Annotated in this window: 13 protein-coding genes; 3 read left to right on the forward strand and 10 right to left on the reverse strand. The window is 73.9% G+C overall.

Annotated elements, in window-relative coordinates:
- Nucleotides 1-3 precede the first annotated feature (3 nt).
- The 8 genes from OG965_RS10300 to OG965_RS10335 all read right to left on the reverse strand — a co-directional run bounded on the left by OG965_RS10300 (nucleotide 4) and on the right by OG965_RS10335 (nucleotide 8,498).
- On the reverse strand, nucleotides 4-1,203 hold the full coding sequence (locus OG965_RS10300) for an acetylornithine transaminase (protein ID WP_371651367.1): 1,200 nt from the start codon (nucleotides 1,201-1,203) through the stop codon (nucleotides 4-6).
- Entirely contained in the window at nucleotides 1,200-2,105 is a 906-nt protein-coding gene (gene argB / locus OG965_RS10305) for an acetylglutamate kinase (RefSeq protein WP_371651370.1), read from the reverse strand. The genes OG965_RS10300 and argB overlap by 4 nt, the downstream gene beginning before the upstream one ends.
- On the reverse strand, nucleotides 2,102-3,259 hold the full coding sequence (gene argJ, locus OG965_RS10310; protein WP_371651372.1) for a bifunctional glutamate N-acetyltransferase/amino-acid acetyltransferase ArgJ: 1,158 nt from the start codon (nucleotides 3,257-3,259) through the stop codon (nucleotides 2,102-2,104). The genes argB and argJ overlap by 4 nt, the downstream gene beginning before the upstream one ends.
- The gene (gene argC / locus OG965_RS10315; protein WP_371651374.1) at nucleotides 3,256-4,287 is read right to left on the reverse strand and encodes an N-acetyl-gamma-glutamyl-phosphate reductase; all 1,032 of its coding nucleotides are present in this window, start codon (nucleotides 4,285-4,287) and stop codon (nucleotides 3,256-3,258) included. Before argC ends, argJ begins: the two co-directional genes overlap by 4 nt.
- A 73-nt stretch (nucleotides 4,288-4,360) precedes the next feature.
- A complete protein-coding gene (locus OG965_RS10320) occupies nucleotides 4,361-5,038 on the reverse strand; it encodes a response regulator (RefSeq protein ID WP_371651376.1) in 678 nt (225 codons plus the stop codon).
- Nucleotides 5,035-6,372 (reverse strand): sensor histidine kinase, encoded by a 1,338-nt coding sequence (locus OG965_RS10325; protein WP_371651378.1) that lies wholly within the window; start codon nucleotides 6,370-6,372, stop codon nucleotides 5,035-5,037. Before OG965_RS10325 ends, OG965_RS10320 begins: the two co-directional genes overlap by 4 nt.
- Nucleotides 6,365-7,534 (reverse strand): acyltransferase, encoded by a 1,170-nt coding sequence (locus OG965_RS10330; RefSeq protein ID WP_371651380.1) that lies wholly within the window; start codon nucleotides 7,532-7,534, stop codon nucleotides 6,365-6,367. Before OG965_RS10330 ends, OG965_RS10325 begins: the two co-directional genes overlap by 8 nt.
- Nucleotides 7,527-8,498: an alpha/beta hydrolase gene (locus tag OG965_RS10335; protein ID WP_371651382.1), complete on the reverse strand. Its 972-nt coding sequence runs from the start codon at nucleotides 8,496-8,498 to the stop codon at nucleotides 7,527-7,529. The genes OG965_RS10330 and OG965_RS10335 overlap by 8 nt, the downstream gene beginning before the upstream one ends.
- 281 nt (nucleotides 8,499-8,779) lie before the next feature.
- Between OG965_RS10335 and OG965_RS10340 the strand changes: the two genes are divergently transcribed.
- Nucleotides 8,780-9,337 (forward strand): sugar O-acetyltransferase, encoded by a 558-nt coding sequence (locus OG965_RS10340; protein WP_371651384.1) that lies wholly within the window; start codon nucleotides 8,780-8,782, stop codon nucleotides 9,335-9,337.
- A gap of 32 nt (nucleotides 9,338-9,369) precedes the next feature.
- Here the strand turns inward: OG965_RS10340 and OG965_RS10345 are convergent, their stop codons facing one another.
- Together OG965_RS10345 and OG965_RS10350 are read right to left on the reverse strand one after the other, a co-directional pair.
- A complete protein-coding gene (locus tag OG965_RS10345; protein WP_371651386.1) occupies nucleotides 9,370-9,945 on the reverse strand; it encodes a histidine phosphatase family protein in 576 nt (191 codons plus the stop codon).
- 70 nt (nucleotides 9,946-10,015) lie between these two features.
- On the reverse strand, nucleotides 10,016-11,464 hold the full coding sequence (locus OG965_RS10350) for a PLP-dependent aminotransferase family protein (protein WP_371651388.1): 1,449 nt from the start codon (nucleotides 11,462-11,464) through the stop codon (nucleotides 10,016-10,018).
- On the opposite strand from OG965_RS10350, the gene OG965_RS10355 reads away from it, so the two are divergent.
- A complete protein-coding gene (locus tag OG965_RS10355) occupies nucleotides 11,463-12,461 on the forward strand; it encodes a DMT family transporter (protein WP_371651390.1) in 999 nt (332 codons plus the stop codon). The genes OG965_RS10350 and OG965_RS10355 overlap by 2 nt on opposite strands.
- Before the next feature lie 73 nt (nucleotides 12,462-12,534).
- Complete coding sequence (locus tag OG965_RS10360; RefSeq protein ID WP_371651392.1) at nucleotides 12,535-12,726, forward strand: DUF1918 domain-containing protein; 192 nt, start codon at nucleotides 12,535-12,537, stop codon at nucleotides 12,724-12,726.
- Nucleotides 12,727-12,735: the final 9 nt, after the last annotated feature.

Raw genomic sequence — 12,735 nt, forward strand, 5'->3', positions numbered from 1 at the left:
GTCTCATTCTCCGGATCTTCCGTCCCCGTTGGTCACTGCGTCGAGGACGCCGGGCAGCGACTGGAGGAACGCGTCCACCTCCGCGTCACCGATGATCAGCGGCGGCATGAGCCGTACGACATCGGGGGCGGGCGCGTTGACCAGGAAGCCGGCGTCCTGGGCCGCCCGCTGCACCTGAGCTGCGACGGCCTCGGTGAGCACGATACCCAGCAGCAGGCCCGCGCCACGGACATGGGAGACCAGCGGGTGCGCCAACGCCTCGATTTCGCCCCGCAGCCGCTCGCCCAGCCGCTTCACCCGGTCCAGGGCGCCGTCGGCGGCGAGGGTGTCCAGAACGGCGAGTCCGGCCGCGCACGCCACCGGGTTCCCGCCGAAGGTCGTGCCGTGCTGACCGGGCTTCAGGAGTTCGGCGGCCGGGCCGAAGGCGACGGTGGCGCCGATGGGCAGACCGCCGCCGAGGCCCTTGGCCAGGGTGACGAGGTCGGGCAGGACGCCCTCGTGCTGCTGGTACTCGAACCAGGTGCCGGTGCGGCCGATGCCGGTCTGCACCTCGTCCAGGACGAGCAGCGTGCCGGTGGCCGCGGTGATCTCGCGGGCCGCCCGCAGATAGCCCCTGGGCGGTACGACCACGCCGTTCTCGCCCTGGATGGGCTCGATGACCACCAGCGCGGTCTCCTCGGTGACCGCGGCCCGCAGCGCCTCGACGTCCCCGTACGGCACATGCGTGACGTCGCCGGGCAGCGGGCGGAAGGACTCCTGCTTCTTCGGCTGGCCGGTGAGCGAGAGCGCGCCCATCGTCCGGCCGTGGAAGCCGCCGACGGTCGCGACCATGTGCCCGCGCCCGGTCAGCCGCCCGATCTTGAAGGCGCCTTCGTTGGCCTCGGCGCCCGAGTTGCAGAAGAAGACCCGGCCCGGCCGCCCGAAGAGCTCGATCAGCCGCTCGGCGAGCGCCACCGGGGGCTCGGCGATGTACAGGTTGGAGACATGGCCGAGCGAGGCGATCTGGCGGGACACCGCCTCGACGACGGCCGGGTGGCCGTGGCCGAGGGCGTTCACCGCGATACCGCCGACGAAGTCGGTGTACTCGGTGCCGTCCGCGTCCCACACCTTGGCGCCCGCGCCGCGCACCAGCGCCAGGCCCGGGGTGCCGTAGTTGTCCGTCATCACCCGCTGCCAGCGCTGGGCCAGCTCCTGACCGGTCACTGTGCTTCCCCCTGCTGGTTGTCGGGCACGACCATCGTGCCGATGCCCTCGTCCGTGAAGATCTCAAGAAGGATGGAGTGCGGGACGCGGCCGTCGATCACGCGCGCGGTGGTGACGCCGTTGCGCACGGCGAACAGACAGCCCTCCATCTTGGGGACCATGCCGCTGGAGAGGTCGGGCAGCAGCTTCTCCAGCTGGCTCGCGGTGAGCCTGCTGATCACCTCGTCGCTGTGCGGCCAGTCCTCGTACAGACCCTCGACGTCGGTGAGGACCATCAGGGTCTCGGCGCCCAGCGCAGCCGCAAGAGCCGCAGCCGCCGTATCAGCATTGACGTTGTAGACATGTCCGTCGTCCTGGGAGCGGGCGATCGAGGAGATGACCGGGATCCGGCCGTCGGCGAGGAGCGCCTCGATGGCGCCGGTGTCGATCGCGGTGATCTCACCGACCCGGCCGATGTCGACGAGCTCGCCGTCGATCTCGGGCCGGTGCTGGGTGGCGGTGATGGTGTGGGCGTCCTCGCCGGTCATCCCGACGGCGAGCGGGCCGTGCTGGTTGAGCAGTCCGACGAGCTCGCGCTGGACCTGCCCGGCGAGCACCATCCGTACGACGTCCATGGCCTCGGGCGTGGTGACGCGAAGGCCCGCCTTGAACTCGCTGACCAGCCCGTGTTTGTCGAGCTGGGCGCTGATCTGGGGACCGCCGCCGTGCACCACGACGGGCTTGAGGCCGGCGTGCCGCAGGAAGACGACGTCCTGGGCGAAGGCGGCCTTGAGCGCCTCGTCGACCATGGCGTTGCCGCCGAACTTGATGACGACGGTCCTGCCGTGGTGGCGGGTCAGCCACGGCAACGCCTCGATGAGGATCCGCGCCTTCGGGAGCGCGGTGTGCTTACGGGTACTCATGAGCTGTACGCGCTGTTCTCGTGGACGTAGTCGGCGGTGAGGTCGTTGGCCCAGATGACGACGGGCCCGGCGGATCCGGCGGCGAGGTCGGCGGTGATCCGGACCTCCCGGTAGCGCATGTCGACGAGGTCGCGGTCCTCGCCGACGCTGCCGTTCCTGCAGACCCACACGCCGTTGATGGCGACGTTCAGCTGGTCGGGGTCGAAGGCCGCCTTGGTGGTGCCGATGGCGGAGAGCACCCGGCCCCAGTTGGGGTCCTCGCCGTGGATGGCGCACTTGAGGAGGTTGTTGCGGGCGATGGACCGCCCGACCTCGACGGCGTCGTCCTCGCTCGCGGCGTTCACCACCTCGATGCGGATGTCCTTGCTGGCGCCCTCGGCGTCCCCGATGAGCTGCCGTGCGAGGTCGTCGCACACGGTCCGTACGGCCTCGGCGAACTCCGCGTACTCCGGGGCTGCTTCGGAGGCGCCGGAGGCGAGCAGCAGCACGGTGTCGTTGGTGGACATGCAGCCGTCGGAGTCGACCCGGTCGAAGGTGGTCCGGGTGGCGTCGCGCAGGGCGCGGTCCAGGACGGGGGTGTCCAGGTCGGCGTCGGTGGTGAGCACGACGAGCATGGTGGCGAGGCCGGGGGCGAGCATGCCGGCGCCCTTGGCCATGCCGCCGACGGTCCAGCCGTCCTTGGTCACGACGGACGTCTTGTGGACGGTGTCGGTGGTCTTGATGGCGATGGCGGCCTTCTCGCCGCCGTGCGCGGAGAGCTCGGCGGCGGCCTTCTCGATGCCCGGCAGCAGCTTGTCCATCGGGAGCAGTACGCCGATGAGCCCCGTCGACGCGACGGCGACCTCGCCCGCGCTGTGGCCCTCCAGCACCTCGGCCACCTTCTCGGCGGTGGCGTGGGTGTCCTGGAAGCCCTTGGGTCCCGTACAGGCGTTGGCGCCACCGGAGTTGAGGACGACGGCGGTCACTTCGCCGCCCTTGAGCACCTGCTCGGACCACAGGACCGGCGCGGCCTTGACGCGGTTGGAGGTGAAGACGCCGGCGGCGGCTCGGCGGGGCCCGGTGTTGACCACGAGGGCCAGGTCCGGGTTGCCGTTCTCCTTGATCCCGGCGGCGATGCCCGCCGCCGTGAATCCCTTGGCTGCCGTCACGCTCACGGCGCAACTCCGATCGTGGTCAGGCCCGTGGTCTCGTCGAGCCCCAGGGCGATGTTCATGCTCTGCACCGCGGCGCCCGCGGTGCCCTTGGTGAGGTTGTCGAGGGCGGCGACCACGACGATCCGGTGGGCGCTCTCGTCGTACGCGACCTGGATCTGCACGGCGTTGGAGCCGTACACGGACGCGGTGGCGGGCCACTGCCCCTCGGGGAGCAGATGGACGAACGGCTCGTCGGCGAACGCCTTCTGGTACGCCGCCCGTACCGCCTCGGCGCTCACGCCCGGCTTCGCCTTGGCGGAGCAGGTGGCGAGGATGCCGCGCGCCATGGGGGCGAGGGTCGGTGTGAAGGAGACGGTGACGCGCTCCCCGGCTGCCGCGCTCAGGTTCTGGATCATCTCGGGGGTGTGGCGGTGGCCGCCGCCGACGCCGTACGGCGACATCGAGCCCATCACCTCGCTGCCGAGCAGGTGCGGCTTGGGGGCCTTGCCCGCGCCGGAGGTGCCGGAGGCCGCGACGATCACGGCCTCGGGCTCGGCGATGCCACTCTCGTACGCGGGGAAGAGCGCCAGCGAGACGGCGGTGGGGTAGCAACCGGGGACCGCGATGCGCTTGGACCCCTCCAGCGCGGCGCGGCCGCCCGGCAGTTCGGGCAGCCCGTAGGGCCAGGTCCCGGCGTGCGGCGAGCCGTAGAACCTCTCCCAGTCGGCGGCGTCCTTCAGCCGGAAGTCGGCGCCCATGTCCACGACCAGCACCTCGTCGCCGAGCTGCTCGGCGACGGCGGCGGACTGCCCGTGCGGCAGCGCCAGGAACACGACGTCGTGGTCGCGGGCGAGCACCTCGACGGTGGTCGGCTCCAGCACGCGTCCGGCCAGCGGCAGCAGGTGCGGCTGCAGCGCGCCGAGCCGCTGCCCGGCGTTGGTGTTCCCGGTCAGGGCGCCGATCTCGACACCGGGGTGCGCGATGAGCAGCCGCAGCAGCTCCCCGCCCGCATACCCACTCGCCCCGGCCACTGCCGCTCGTACCGCCATCGAAGCCTCCTCGTCGATGGCATGACTATACGCAGCTATGCAGTTTTATGCAAAGGTCGCCGACGCCGCCGCTTCAGTACCCGGTGGGCCGCACCAGCCCCGACTCGTACGCGAAGACCGCCGCCTGGGTGCGGTCGCGGAGGGCGAGTTTGACCAGGATGCGGCTGACGTGGGTTTTCACGGTCTGCTCGGCCACCGTCAGGGCTGTGGCGATCTCCGCGTTGGAGAGGCCCTGGGCGATCAGGGACAGGACCTCCGTCTCGCGTTCGGTCAGGGTGGCCACGCGGTCCTTGAGCGGGGCGCGGGGGGCGCCAATGGTGCGGGAGAACTCGGCTATCAGGCGCTTGGTCACACCAGGCGCCAGCAGGGCGTCGCCGGCCGCCACCACCCTTACCGCGTGGGCCAGTTCGGCGGCGGAGGCGTCCTTCAGGAGGAAGCCGGAGGCGCCCGCGCGAAGGGCCTCGTAGACGTACTCGTCCAGGTCGAAGGTGGTCAGGATGAGGACCTTGACCGTGGCGTCGGCGGGGGCGGTGACGCGGCGGGTGGCCTCGATTCCGCCGAGCTCGGGCATGCGGACGTCCATCAGGACGACGTCGGGGGCCAGTTCGGCGACCTTGGCCACGGCGTCGAGGCCGTCGACCGCCTGGCCGACCACCTCGATGCCGGGTTCCGCGTTGAGCAGCACCGTCAGGCCCTGCCGGACCATCATCTGGTCGTCGGCGATCAGGACGCGGATGGCGGGCGTCGTCATGGGGTTTCCTCGGTGGGGTTCGTGGAGGTGGTGGCGCGGGCCGTGGGCAGGAGGGCCGTGATCTCGTAACCGCCCTCCGGAGTGGGCCCGGTGGCCAGTTCGCCCCCCAGCATCGCAGCCCGCTCCCGCATCCCCAGCAGGCCGTGTCCGGTGCCCGGCGAGGGCGGGGCGGTCCCGGTGGGCGGGGAGTTGGTGACGCGGACGGTGACCGAGGACGGGTGGTAGCCGATCGCCACGTGCACGCTCGCCCCGGGCGCGTGCCGCATCGCGTTGCTCAGCGCCTCCTGGACGATGCGGAACGCCGAGAGCCCGACGCCCGGAGACAGCGGGCGCGGGGTGCCCGTGGTCTCGGTGGCCACCTCAAGACCGGCGGCCCGCACATTGGCGACCAGTTCGCCGAGCCGGTCGAGGGTGGGCTGCGGAGCGTGCCGTACGCCCTCCGCTTCCGGGGCCTCCGAGCGCAGCACGCCGAGGACCCGGCGCAGTTCGGTGAGCGCCTGGACGGCGTTCTCCCGGATGCCCGCCAGGTTCTCCGTGAGTTCCGCGGGCGGGTCGGCCACGAGGTGCGGGGCGACCTGGGCCTGGATGGAGATCACCGACATGTGGTGGGCGACCACGTCGTGCAGCTCGCGGGCGATGCGGCCGCGCTCCTCCAGGAGGGTGCGCCGGGCCCGCTCGTCGGCGGTGAGCACCTCCTGCTCGACCAGCCGGGAGCGGGCCACCCGGCTGATGCGCAGCGACGCTCCGACCACCACGGCGGTCCCGAAGGCGATGGCGGCCCGGGTGACGTCCTGGTTGTGGCTCCGGCCCGAGAGGGCCAGGTCGAGCAGCCCCGACCCGACGGTGACCGCCAGCGCAGCGGCGGCTACCCGGGGGCGGACCCGCAGCGACAGCAGGAGCAGCACCACGGTGTGCAGCGCGATCCCGGCGACACTCCACGGCCACACCCGGCCCTCGGGGACGGTGGCTCCCACGGACTCCGCCGATACGAAGAGCGCGGCCGTGGAGAGCCACCAGGCGGCCACCGGGCGCGAGAGCGCCATGACGACGGCTCCGGCCTGGGCCACGGAGCACACCGCGACGGCGGCCTTGGCCGACCCCGTCGCGTAGGTCCACTCCACCCCGTTGACCATCCCGACGCCCAGCGCGAACAGCACCACATGGACGTGCGGCAGCCAGCCCAGCACCCCCTGGCGCGGCAGCGGGTCGCGCGCCACCGTCCACAGCTCCCCGCGCATCCCGCGCGCCCCCGCCCGTACGGCCGCCACCAGCCGTTTCGTGTCCACCCGTGTCACTACTGCGCCCCCCTTGATCACATCGCTCACCCTAGGCATGCGGCACCGCCTTCTCGCTCCCGGCCCGGTGCACGCGCACGACCCGGCCGCCGCCGCGCGTGCGCCCGCCGCCCTGCTCGTACGTGCGGAACGCCGCCCAGCACACAAGGAGCGCCCCGGCGAACACCGGCAGCCAGGCGAGCCGGGCGAGCACCCAGCCCGCGCCGTCGGGCACGGTGTGCAGACCGGGCAGCGGGCGGCTCGCGAGCAGTCCGGTCGCGGTGACCGCGATCATCGCGGTCTGGTGCCAGAGGAAGACGGTCATCGCGTACAGGTTGAGCAGGGCCACCGCCGCCCAGAGCGCCGGGCGGGCGAGGACCCGCCGCAGCGGGCCGAGCAGCAGCAGCGCCGCGCCGCACTGGGCGAGGCCGAAGGCGACGGCCGCGAGGGTGGGCGGGTTCAGATTGGAGACGGCGGCGCCGGGCACGCCGACCATGGACGCCGGGTAGCCCGCGCACAGCACCAGAGCGGCGGTGGCGGCGGCGCCCCCGGCGAGGAGCACCCAGCCCGTGGTGCGGGAGCGCAGGCCGCCGCGCGCCCGCAGCGCGCCCAGGCAGTACGGGACCATCCAGCCCGCCGCCACGTTGATCCAGCCGAGGGCGGCGGGGCCGTCGAGCCCGAAGCGGAACAGGTCGACGTAGAGCACCACGGCCAGCGGCCACAGCGGGTGCATCCGGGCGAGCAGCGGGGTCGCCGCCGTCAGCGCGGTGAAGACCAGCAGGAACCAGAGCGGCGACAGGACCAGCTTGAGCAGTGCGTGCACGGTGTCGTAGCCGGCCCCGGCGGCGAACAGCGCGACCACGGCCACCGTCCACACCACGAGGACGGCGGCGACCGGCCGGAAGAGGCGGGCCAGCCGGGCGCGCAGCCACTGCCCGTACGTGGCGCCCCGGGCGCGTGCCGAGGCGTGGCCGCTCGCCGCCACCTGCCCGCCGACGAAGAAGAACACGGCCAGGGTCTGGAACATCCAGGAGACCGGCGCCAGTTCGGGCAGGTGCTGGAGGGGGCTGACGGCGCGCAGGGTGCCGCTGTCCGCGACCAGCGCGGTGACCAGCCAGTGGCCGAGCACCACGCCGAGGATGGCGAAGGCCCGCAGGGCGTCCACGGCACGGTCGCGGTCGGGTGGGGTGGCGGCGTCGATGCGCCGGACGAGCTCACGCATGGCGGCGCTCCTCGGTCGGGGTCTGGCCGGAGGCGATCAGGGCGATGTTGCGCAGGGGGACCGAGCCGGGCTTCAGGTAGTCGCTGTGGCCGCCGGTGCCCGCGTCGAAGATCCGCGCCCCGAACGCCTTGGACACCGGGTCGGTGCCGAACCCGACGGTGGCGGCCAGGAGCGGAAGCCGCAGATGGGGCACGTCGGCGATCCAGTCGCCCGACGCCCGGCCCGCCCAGACGTCGGCGCGGGTGTGCAACTGCCCGACGTCATCGGCGCCGGTGCCTGGACTGCCGTACAGGACCAGGGCGTCGGCGCGCAGCTCGGAGGCGGCCCGGGCGCAGACGACGGAGCCGTAGGAGTGACAGAGGACCGCCATCCGGGTGCCGGGCTTGGCCGCGCTCAACTCCCTTACGAACTTGCCCAGTTGAGGCGCCGCACGGTCGGCCCGGCCCGTCGTCACCGACCCGGCGCTGCCGGTCGCCGGGGTCGGGTAGCCGAGCCAGGCGACCACGGCGGACCGGGCGCCCATCTCCCGCTGGAGGGCCCCGGCCCCGGCCCGGAAGCGCCCGTACTTGTCGAGGCTGGTGTCCGAGCCCGGCACCAGTACGGCGATCCGGTCGGCGTGCGCGAGGTCCCCGACGACCTCGGCGGTGCGCCCGCCGCCCCGGCCGTCGAAGGAGAGGAAGTGCCGCCCGGGCCCGGCCATGGCGCGCAGCGCGGCGGCCCGTCTGCGGTCGCCGTGGCCGGTGGCCATCCGCTCGGCCGCCCTGATGCCGTCGCGGGCGGCGCCGTAGCGCGCGTCGAGTACGGCGGACGTCGCGGAGGTCAGCGGGGCGAGGGCGGCCGGGACGGGTGCCGGTACGGCCGCGGGTCGCACCGCGCCCGACAGCGGCACCGCCACCGAGGCGACGACGAGCGCGGCGAGCAGAGCGCGGAGCGCGCGACTGCCGACGCGGGGGCGGGGGGCCATGGGTGGGGGTCCTTCCGTACCGGGTGCCTCGCGCGACGGCCCGGGGGGGCGCCTGCGCGGTGACTCGCCTGATGGCTTGCCTGATCGGCTTGCTGATTGGCTTGCTGATTGGCTTGCCTGCTTGCGGTACCGACGTTATGGATCAAGCCCCGTCGCCCGCGTCGGACCAGGGAGGGCATCTTCCGCGTAGCTCCGAAGTACTACGGGTAGGGGGTGCGGGCCGCCGAACTGCCCCGCGGCGGCGGTGAGATCCTTGGTCACCAGGACGAGGAGGAGCTCCCGTGGGTGAGAACAAGCGGCTCATGCTGGCCGGTGAGTGGTATCTGCCCGACGACCCCGAGCTGGGCGCGGACACCGCCCGCCGGATCGCGCGGTGCGCCGCCTACAACGCGGCGGGCGGGGCCCCGCCCGCCGAACGGCACAAGCTGCTGGCCGAGTTGCTGGGCGAGGTCGACGAGAGCGTACGGGTGCGACCGCCGTTCCACTGCGACTTCGGCTACAACATCAGCATCGGCGCGGGTACGTTCGTGAACTTCGGCGCAGTGTTCCTGGACACCGGCCGGATCACCGTCGGCAGGGACGTCCAGATCGGGCCGAACGTCCAACTCCTCACGCCTACCCATGAGTTGGACGCCGAGCGGCGGCGCCAAGGGTGGGAGAAGGCCGAGCCGGTGACGATCGGGGACAACGTGTGGCTCGGCGGCGGGGTGATCGTCTGCCCCGGGGTGAGCATCGGCGCCAACACGGTGGTCGGCGCCGGGGCGGTGGTCACCAGGGACCTGCCCGCCGGGGTGCTGGCCGTCGGCAACCCGGCCCGGGTGATCCGCGAGCTCGGCTGAGAGCCTGTCTGTGAACCCCCGTCGTCCGCCCGCTATCCCGCCAGGCTTATCAGGCTCAGGTGCCAGCGGTGGGCGCCGCCGGTCAGGGTCACCGTCGACAGCGGCCGGACGTCGACGTTCCAGTACGCCGACGGCGGCGCCTTCAGGGCGTACACCAGCGCCGCCCGTACGACCGAGGGTTCGGCCACCGCGACCATCGCGCCGTCGTCGGCGGGCCGGGTGTCCAGCCAGCCCCCTATCCGGGTGATGAAACCGAGCAGCGGCTCCCCGCCGTGCGGGGCCGCGCGCGGGTCCGCGAGCCAGGCGTCGACGGCGTCGGGCTCCCGGGCCGCGACCTCGGCCAGGGTGTATCCGCGCCAGCGGCCCATGTCGCAGTCGCGCAGCGCGGGCTGGGCCATCGGCGCGTATCCGAGGGCGTCGCCGGTGGCCCGGCTGCGCGCGGTGGGCGAGCAGTAGCGCAGCTCGGCCGCGCCCAGGGGGACCAGGGCGTGCGCGGCGAGGGCGACCTCGTGCCAGCCCGCCCCGTCGAGCGGGCGGTCGTCGTCGAAGCGCTCGGCCAGCAGCGCCGAGGAGCGCGCCGCCGCGACCAGCGTCAACCGGACAGTCATGGCCGAGATCGTGCGACCGAACGGGCGGTTGGTCAAGAGCCCGCGACCGTGAGCGGTCCCGGCGGCCCGCTCAGACCGCTCGCCGGGCGCCCACCTCGTCGTACGCCGTGCGCAGCCGCCGTACGCCCTCGTCGATCTCGGCCCGGCCCGCCACGCCCGCGAAGCACAGCCGGAGGTGGGCGGCGGGGGGCTCGGCGCTGAAGTAGGGACGGCCGGCGGCGACGGCGACGCCGGAGCGCAGGGCCGCGGCGGCGACCGCGTCCTCGGGCGTGCCGTCGGGCAGCCGCAGCCAGAGGTGGTAGCCGCCGGAGGGCAGGTGCGGCACGTCCAGCTCGGGGAGGTGGACGGCCAGGGCGGTCGCCATGGCCTGTCTGCGGTCCCCCAGCTCCTGCGACACGGAACGCAGATGGCGGGGCCAGGCCGGGGAGCCGACCAGCTCCAGGGCCGCCTCCTGGAGCGGGCGCGGTACGAAGAAGCTGTCGACGACCTGGATCGCGCGCAGCCGTTCCAGGACCGGGCCGCGGGCGGCGAGCGCGCCGACCCGCAGGCTCGGCGAGGCCACCTTGGTGAGCGACCGGACGTGGACGACCACGCCGTCCGGGTCGTCGGCGGCGAGCGGCGCGGGCAGCGGGCCCGCGTCCGCGTGGGCGAGCAGGCGTGCGAAGTCGTCCTCGATGACGAACGCCCCGAACTCCCGGGCCACCGCGCGCACTTCGGCCCGGCGGGCCGGGGAGAGCACCGCGCCCGTCGGGTTCTGGAAGAGCGGCTGGCTGACCAGGACGCGGGCGCCGGTGGCCCGGAAGGCGGCCGCGAGCAGGTCGGGGCGCACCCCGTCGGTGTCGACCGGCACCGGCACCGGCCGCAGCCCCGAGGCGCGGGCCACCGCGAGCATGCCGGGGTAGGTGGGCGACTCCACCAGAACCGGCGCGCCCGGCGCCGCGAGCGCCCGCAGCGCCGTGGTGAGCGCGGACTGGCCACCGGCGCAGATCAGCACCTCGGCGGCGGTGACCGTGCCGCCGATCTCCCGGGCGAACCAGTCGCGCAGCTCGGGAAGCCCGTCGGTGGGCGGCCGCCCCCAGGCACCCGGGCGGCGGCCGGCCCGGGCGAGGGCGGCGGCCATCGCGCGCTCCGGCTGGAGGACGGGGGCGAGGTAGCCGCCGTTGAACTCGATCACCCCGGGCGGTGGTGCGGCGAGGGTGGCCAGGACCCCGGAGGCATCGACCGCGCGCGGCACCGCGTCGGTGGCGCCGTCGGCGCTGAGCGAGACCTCCTGCCAGGAGGTGTCGCCGGGGCGGGGCGCGGGCGTACGGGGCTCGGCGCGGAAGACCCCGGCGCCGGGCCGGGTGACGACGAGGCCCTCGGCGGCGAGCCGGGCCAGCGCCCGGGAGACGGTGACCGGCGAGACCCGGTACCGCTCGACCAGCACCCTGCTCGACGGCAGCTTTCCACCTACGGAGTAGCGGTCGAGCTCACTTCTGAGGATGGCTGCCAGTTCGGCCTCACTGCTACGCTCTTGCATGACAGCACAGGATAGCGCTACTGCCCGGACATCGATAGCGGTCGACGAGCCCTCGGCCCGCACCGCATCCGCCCGGACCACGTCCCCGGCCCCGAGCCCGGCAGCGCCTGCCGCTTCGCCTGCCACCGCCCCGGCCGCCGCCTCGCGGCAGGGCGCGCTCCTCGCCGGGCTCGGCGTCGTCGCCTTCTCCCTGACCTTCCCGGCCACCGCCTGGGGCCTGGAGACCTTCGGCCCGTGGTCGCTCGTCGCCGTCCGCAGTCTGCTCGCCGGGCTGATCGCGAGCGCGTTCCTGCTGGTGGGCCGGGTATCGCTGCCCGAGCGGCGGCACTGGGCCGGGCTCGCGGTGGTCGCGGCCGGGACCGTGGTCGGCTTCCCGCTCCTCACCACGCTCGCCCTGCAGACGTCGACGACCTCGCACGCGGCGGTCGTCGTGGGCCTGCTGCCGCTGACCACGGCCGCGCTCTCGGCGCTGCGGACCGGACGCCGCCCCTCCCGTGCCTTCTGGGCGGCGGCGCTGGCCGGAGCCGGGGTGGTGGTCGCCTTCACCGTCCAGCAGAGCGGCGGCGCCCTCTCCACTGGCGACCTCTACCTCTTCGGGGCGCTGCTGATCTGCGCCGCCGGATACACCGAGGGCGGACGCCTCGCCCGGGTGATGCCGGGGTGGCAGGTGATCGGCTGGGCGCTGATCCTCACCCTGCCGCTCGCCGTCCTCGGCTCGGCGGTCGCGCTCGCCGCCGAACCGGTCCATCTGAACGCGCACGGCGTCCTCGGGGTGCTGTGGGTGGCAGCCGGGTCGCAGTTCTTCGGGCTGTACGTCTGGTACCGGGGCATGGCCGCCATCGGCGTGCCCCGGGCCAGCCAGCTCCAGCTGGCGCAGCCGCTGCTCACGCTGGTCTGGGCGGTCCTGCTGCTCGGGGAGCACCTCTCCCCCGCCGCCCCGCTGGCCGCCGCGGGAGTGCTGGTCTGCATCGCCGTGACCCAGCGCGCGGCGGCCTGAAATCGCCCCGGCGGTGCCACGCGTGGCCCATCCGCACGGGCTCAACTCGGCCTGCGCGCCTTAGGATGGGCACATGCGAGCGAGCGTGGGCGACCGGCTGCTGGTTCATGGCAGAACCGTCGGACAGCACGACCGGAGCGCGGAAGTCATCGAGGTACTGGGCCCCGACGGGACACCGCCGTACCGGGTGCGCTTCGAGGACGGGCACGAGACCCTGATGTCACCGGGTCCCGACACCGTCGTCAGGCACCCGGCAGAGGAGTAGGCGGCGCGG

Origin of the sequence: Streptomyces sp. NBC_00224, from assembly GCF_041435195.1 — a bacterium.
Lineage (GTDB): Bacteria > Actinomycetota > Actinomycetes > Streptomycetales > Streptomycetaceae > Streptomyces.

Bases quoted from the DNA above. Each gene is read 5' to 3' on its own strand.
- argB (WP_371651370.1), bottom strand. From the start codon at position 2,105: ATGAGTACCCGTAAGCACACCGCGCTCCCGAAGGCGCGGATCCTCATC.
- argC (WP_371651374.1), bottom strand. From the start codon at position 4,287: ATGGCGGTACGAGCGGCAGTGGCCGGGGCGAGTGGGTATGCGGGCGGG.
- OG965_RS10320 (WP_371651376.1), bottom strand. From the start codon at position 5,038: ATGACGACGCCCGCCATCCGCGTCCTGATCGCCGACGACCAGATGATG.
- OG965_RS10325 (WP_371651378.1), bottom strand. From the start codon at position 6,372: ATGCCTAGGGTGAGCGATGTGATCAAGGGGGGCGCAGTAGTGACACGG.
- OG965_RS10330 (WP_371651380.1), bottom strand. From the start codon at position 7,534: ATGCGTGAGCTCGTCCGGCGCATCGACGCCGCCACCCCACCCGACCGC.
- OG965_RS10335 (WP_371651382.1), bottom strand. From the start codon at position 8,498: ATGGCCCCCCGCCCCCGCGTCGGCAGTCGCGCGCTCCGCGCTCTGCTC.
- OG965_RS10345 (WP_371651386.1), bottom strand. From the start codon at position 9,945: ATGACTGTCCGGTTGACGCTGGTCGCGGCGGCGCGCTCCTCGGCGCTG.
- OG965_RS10355 (WP_371651390.1), top strand. From the start codon at position 11,463: ATGACAGCACAGGATAGCGCTACTGCCCGGACATCGATAGCGGTCGAC.
- OG965_RS10350 (WP_371651388.1), bottom strand. From the start codon at position 11,464: ATGCAAGAGCGTAGCAGTGAGGCCGAACTGGCAGCCATCCTCAGAAGT.
- OG965_RS10360 (WP_371651392.1), top strand. From the start codon at position 12,535: ATGCGAGCGAGCGTGGGCGACCGGCTGCTGGTTCATGGCAGAACCGTC.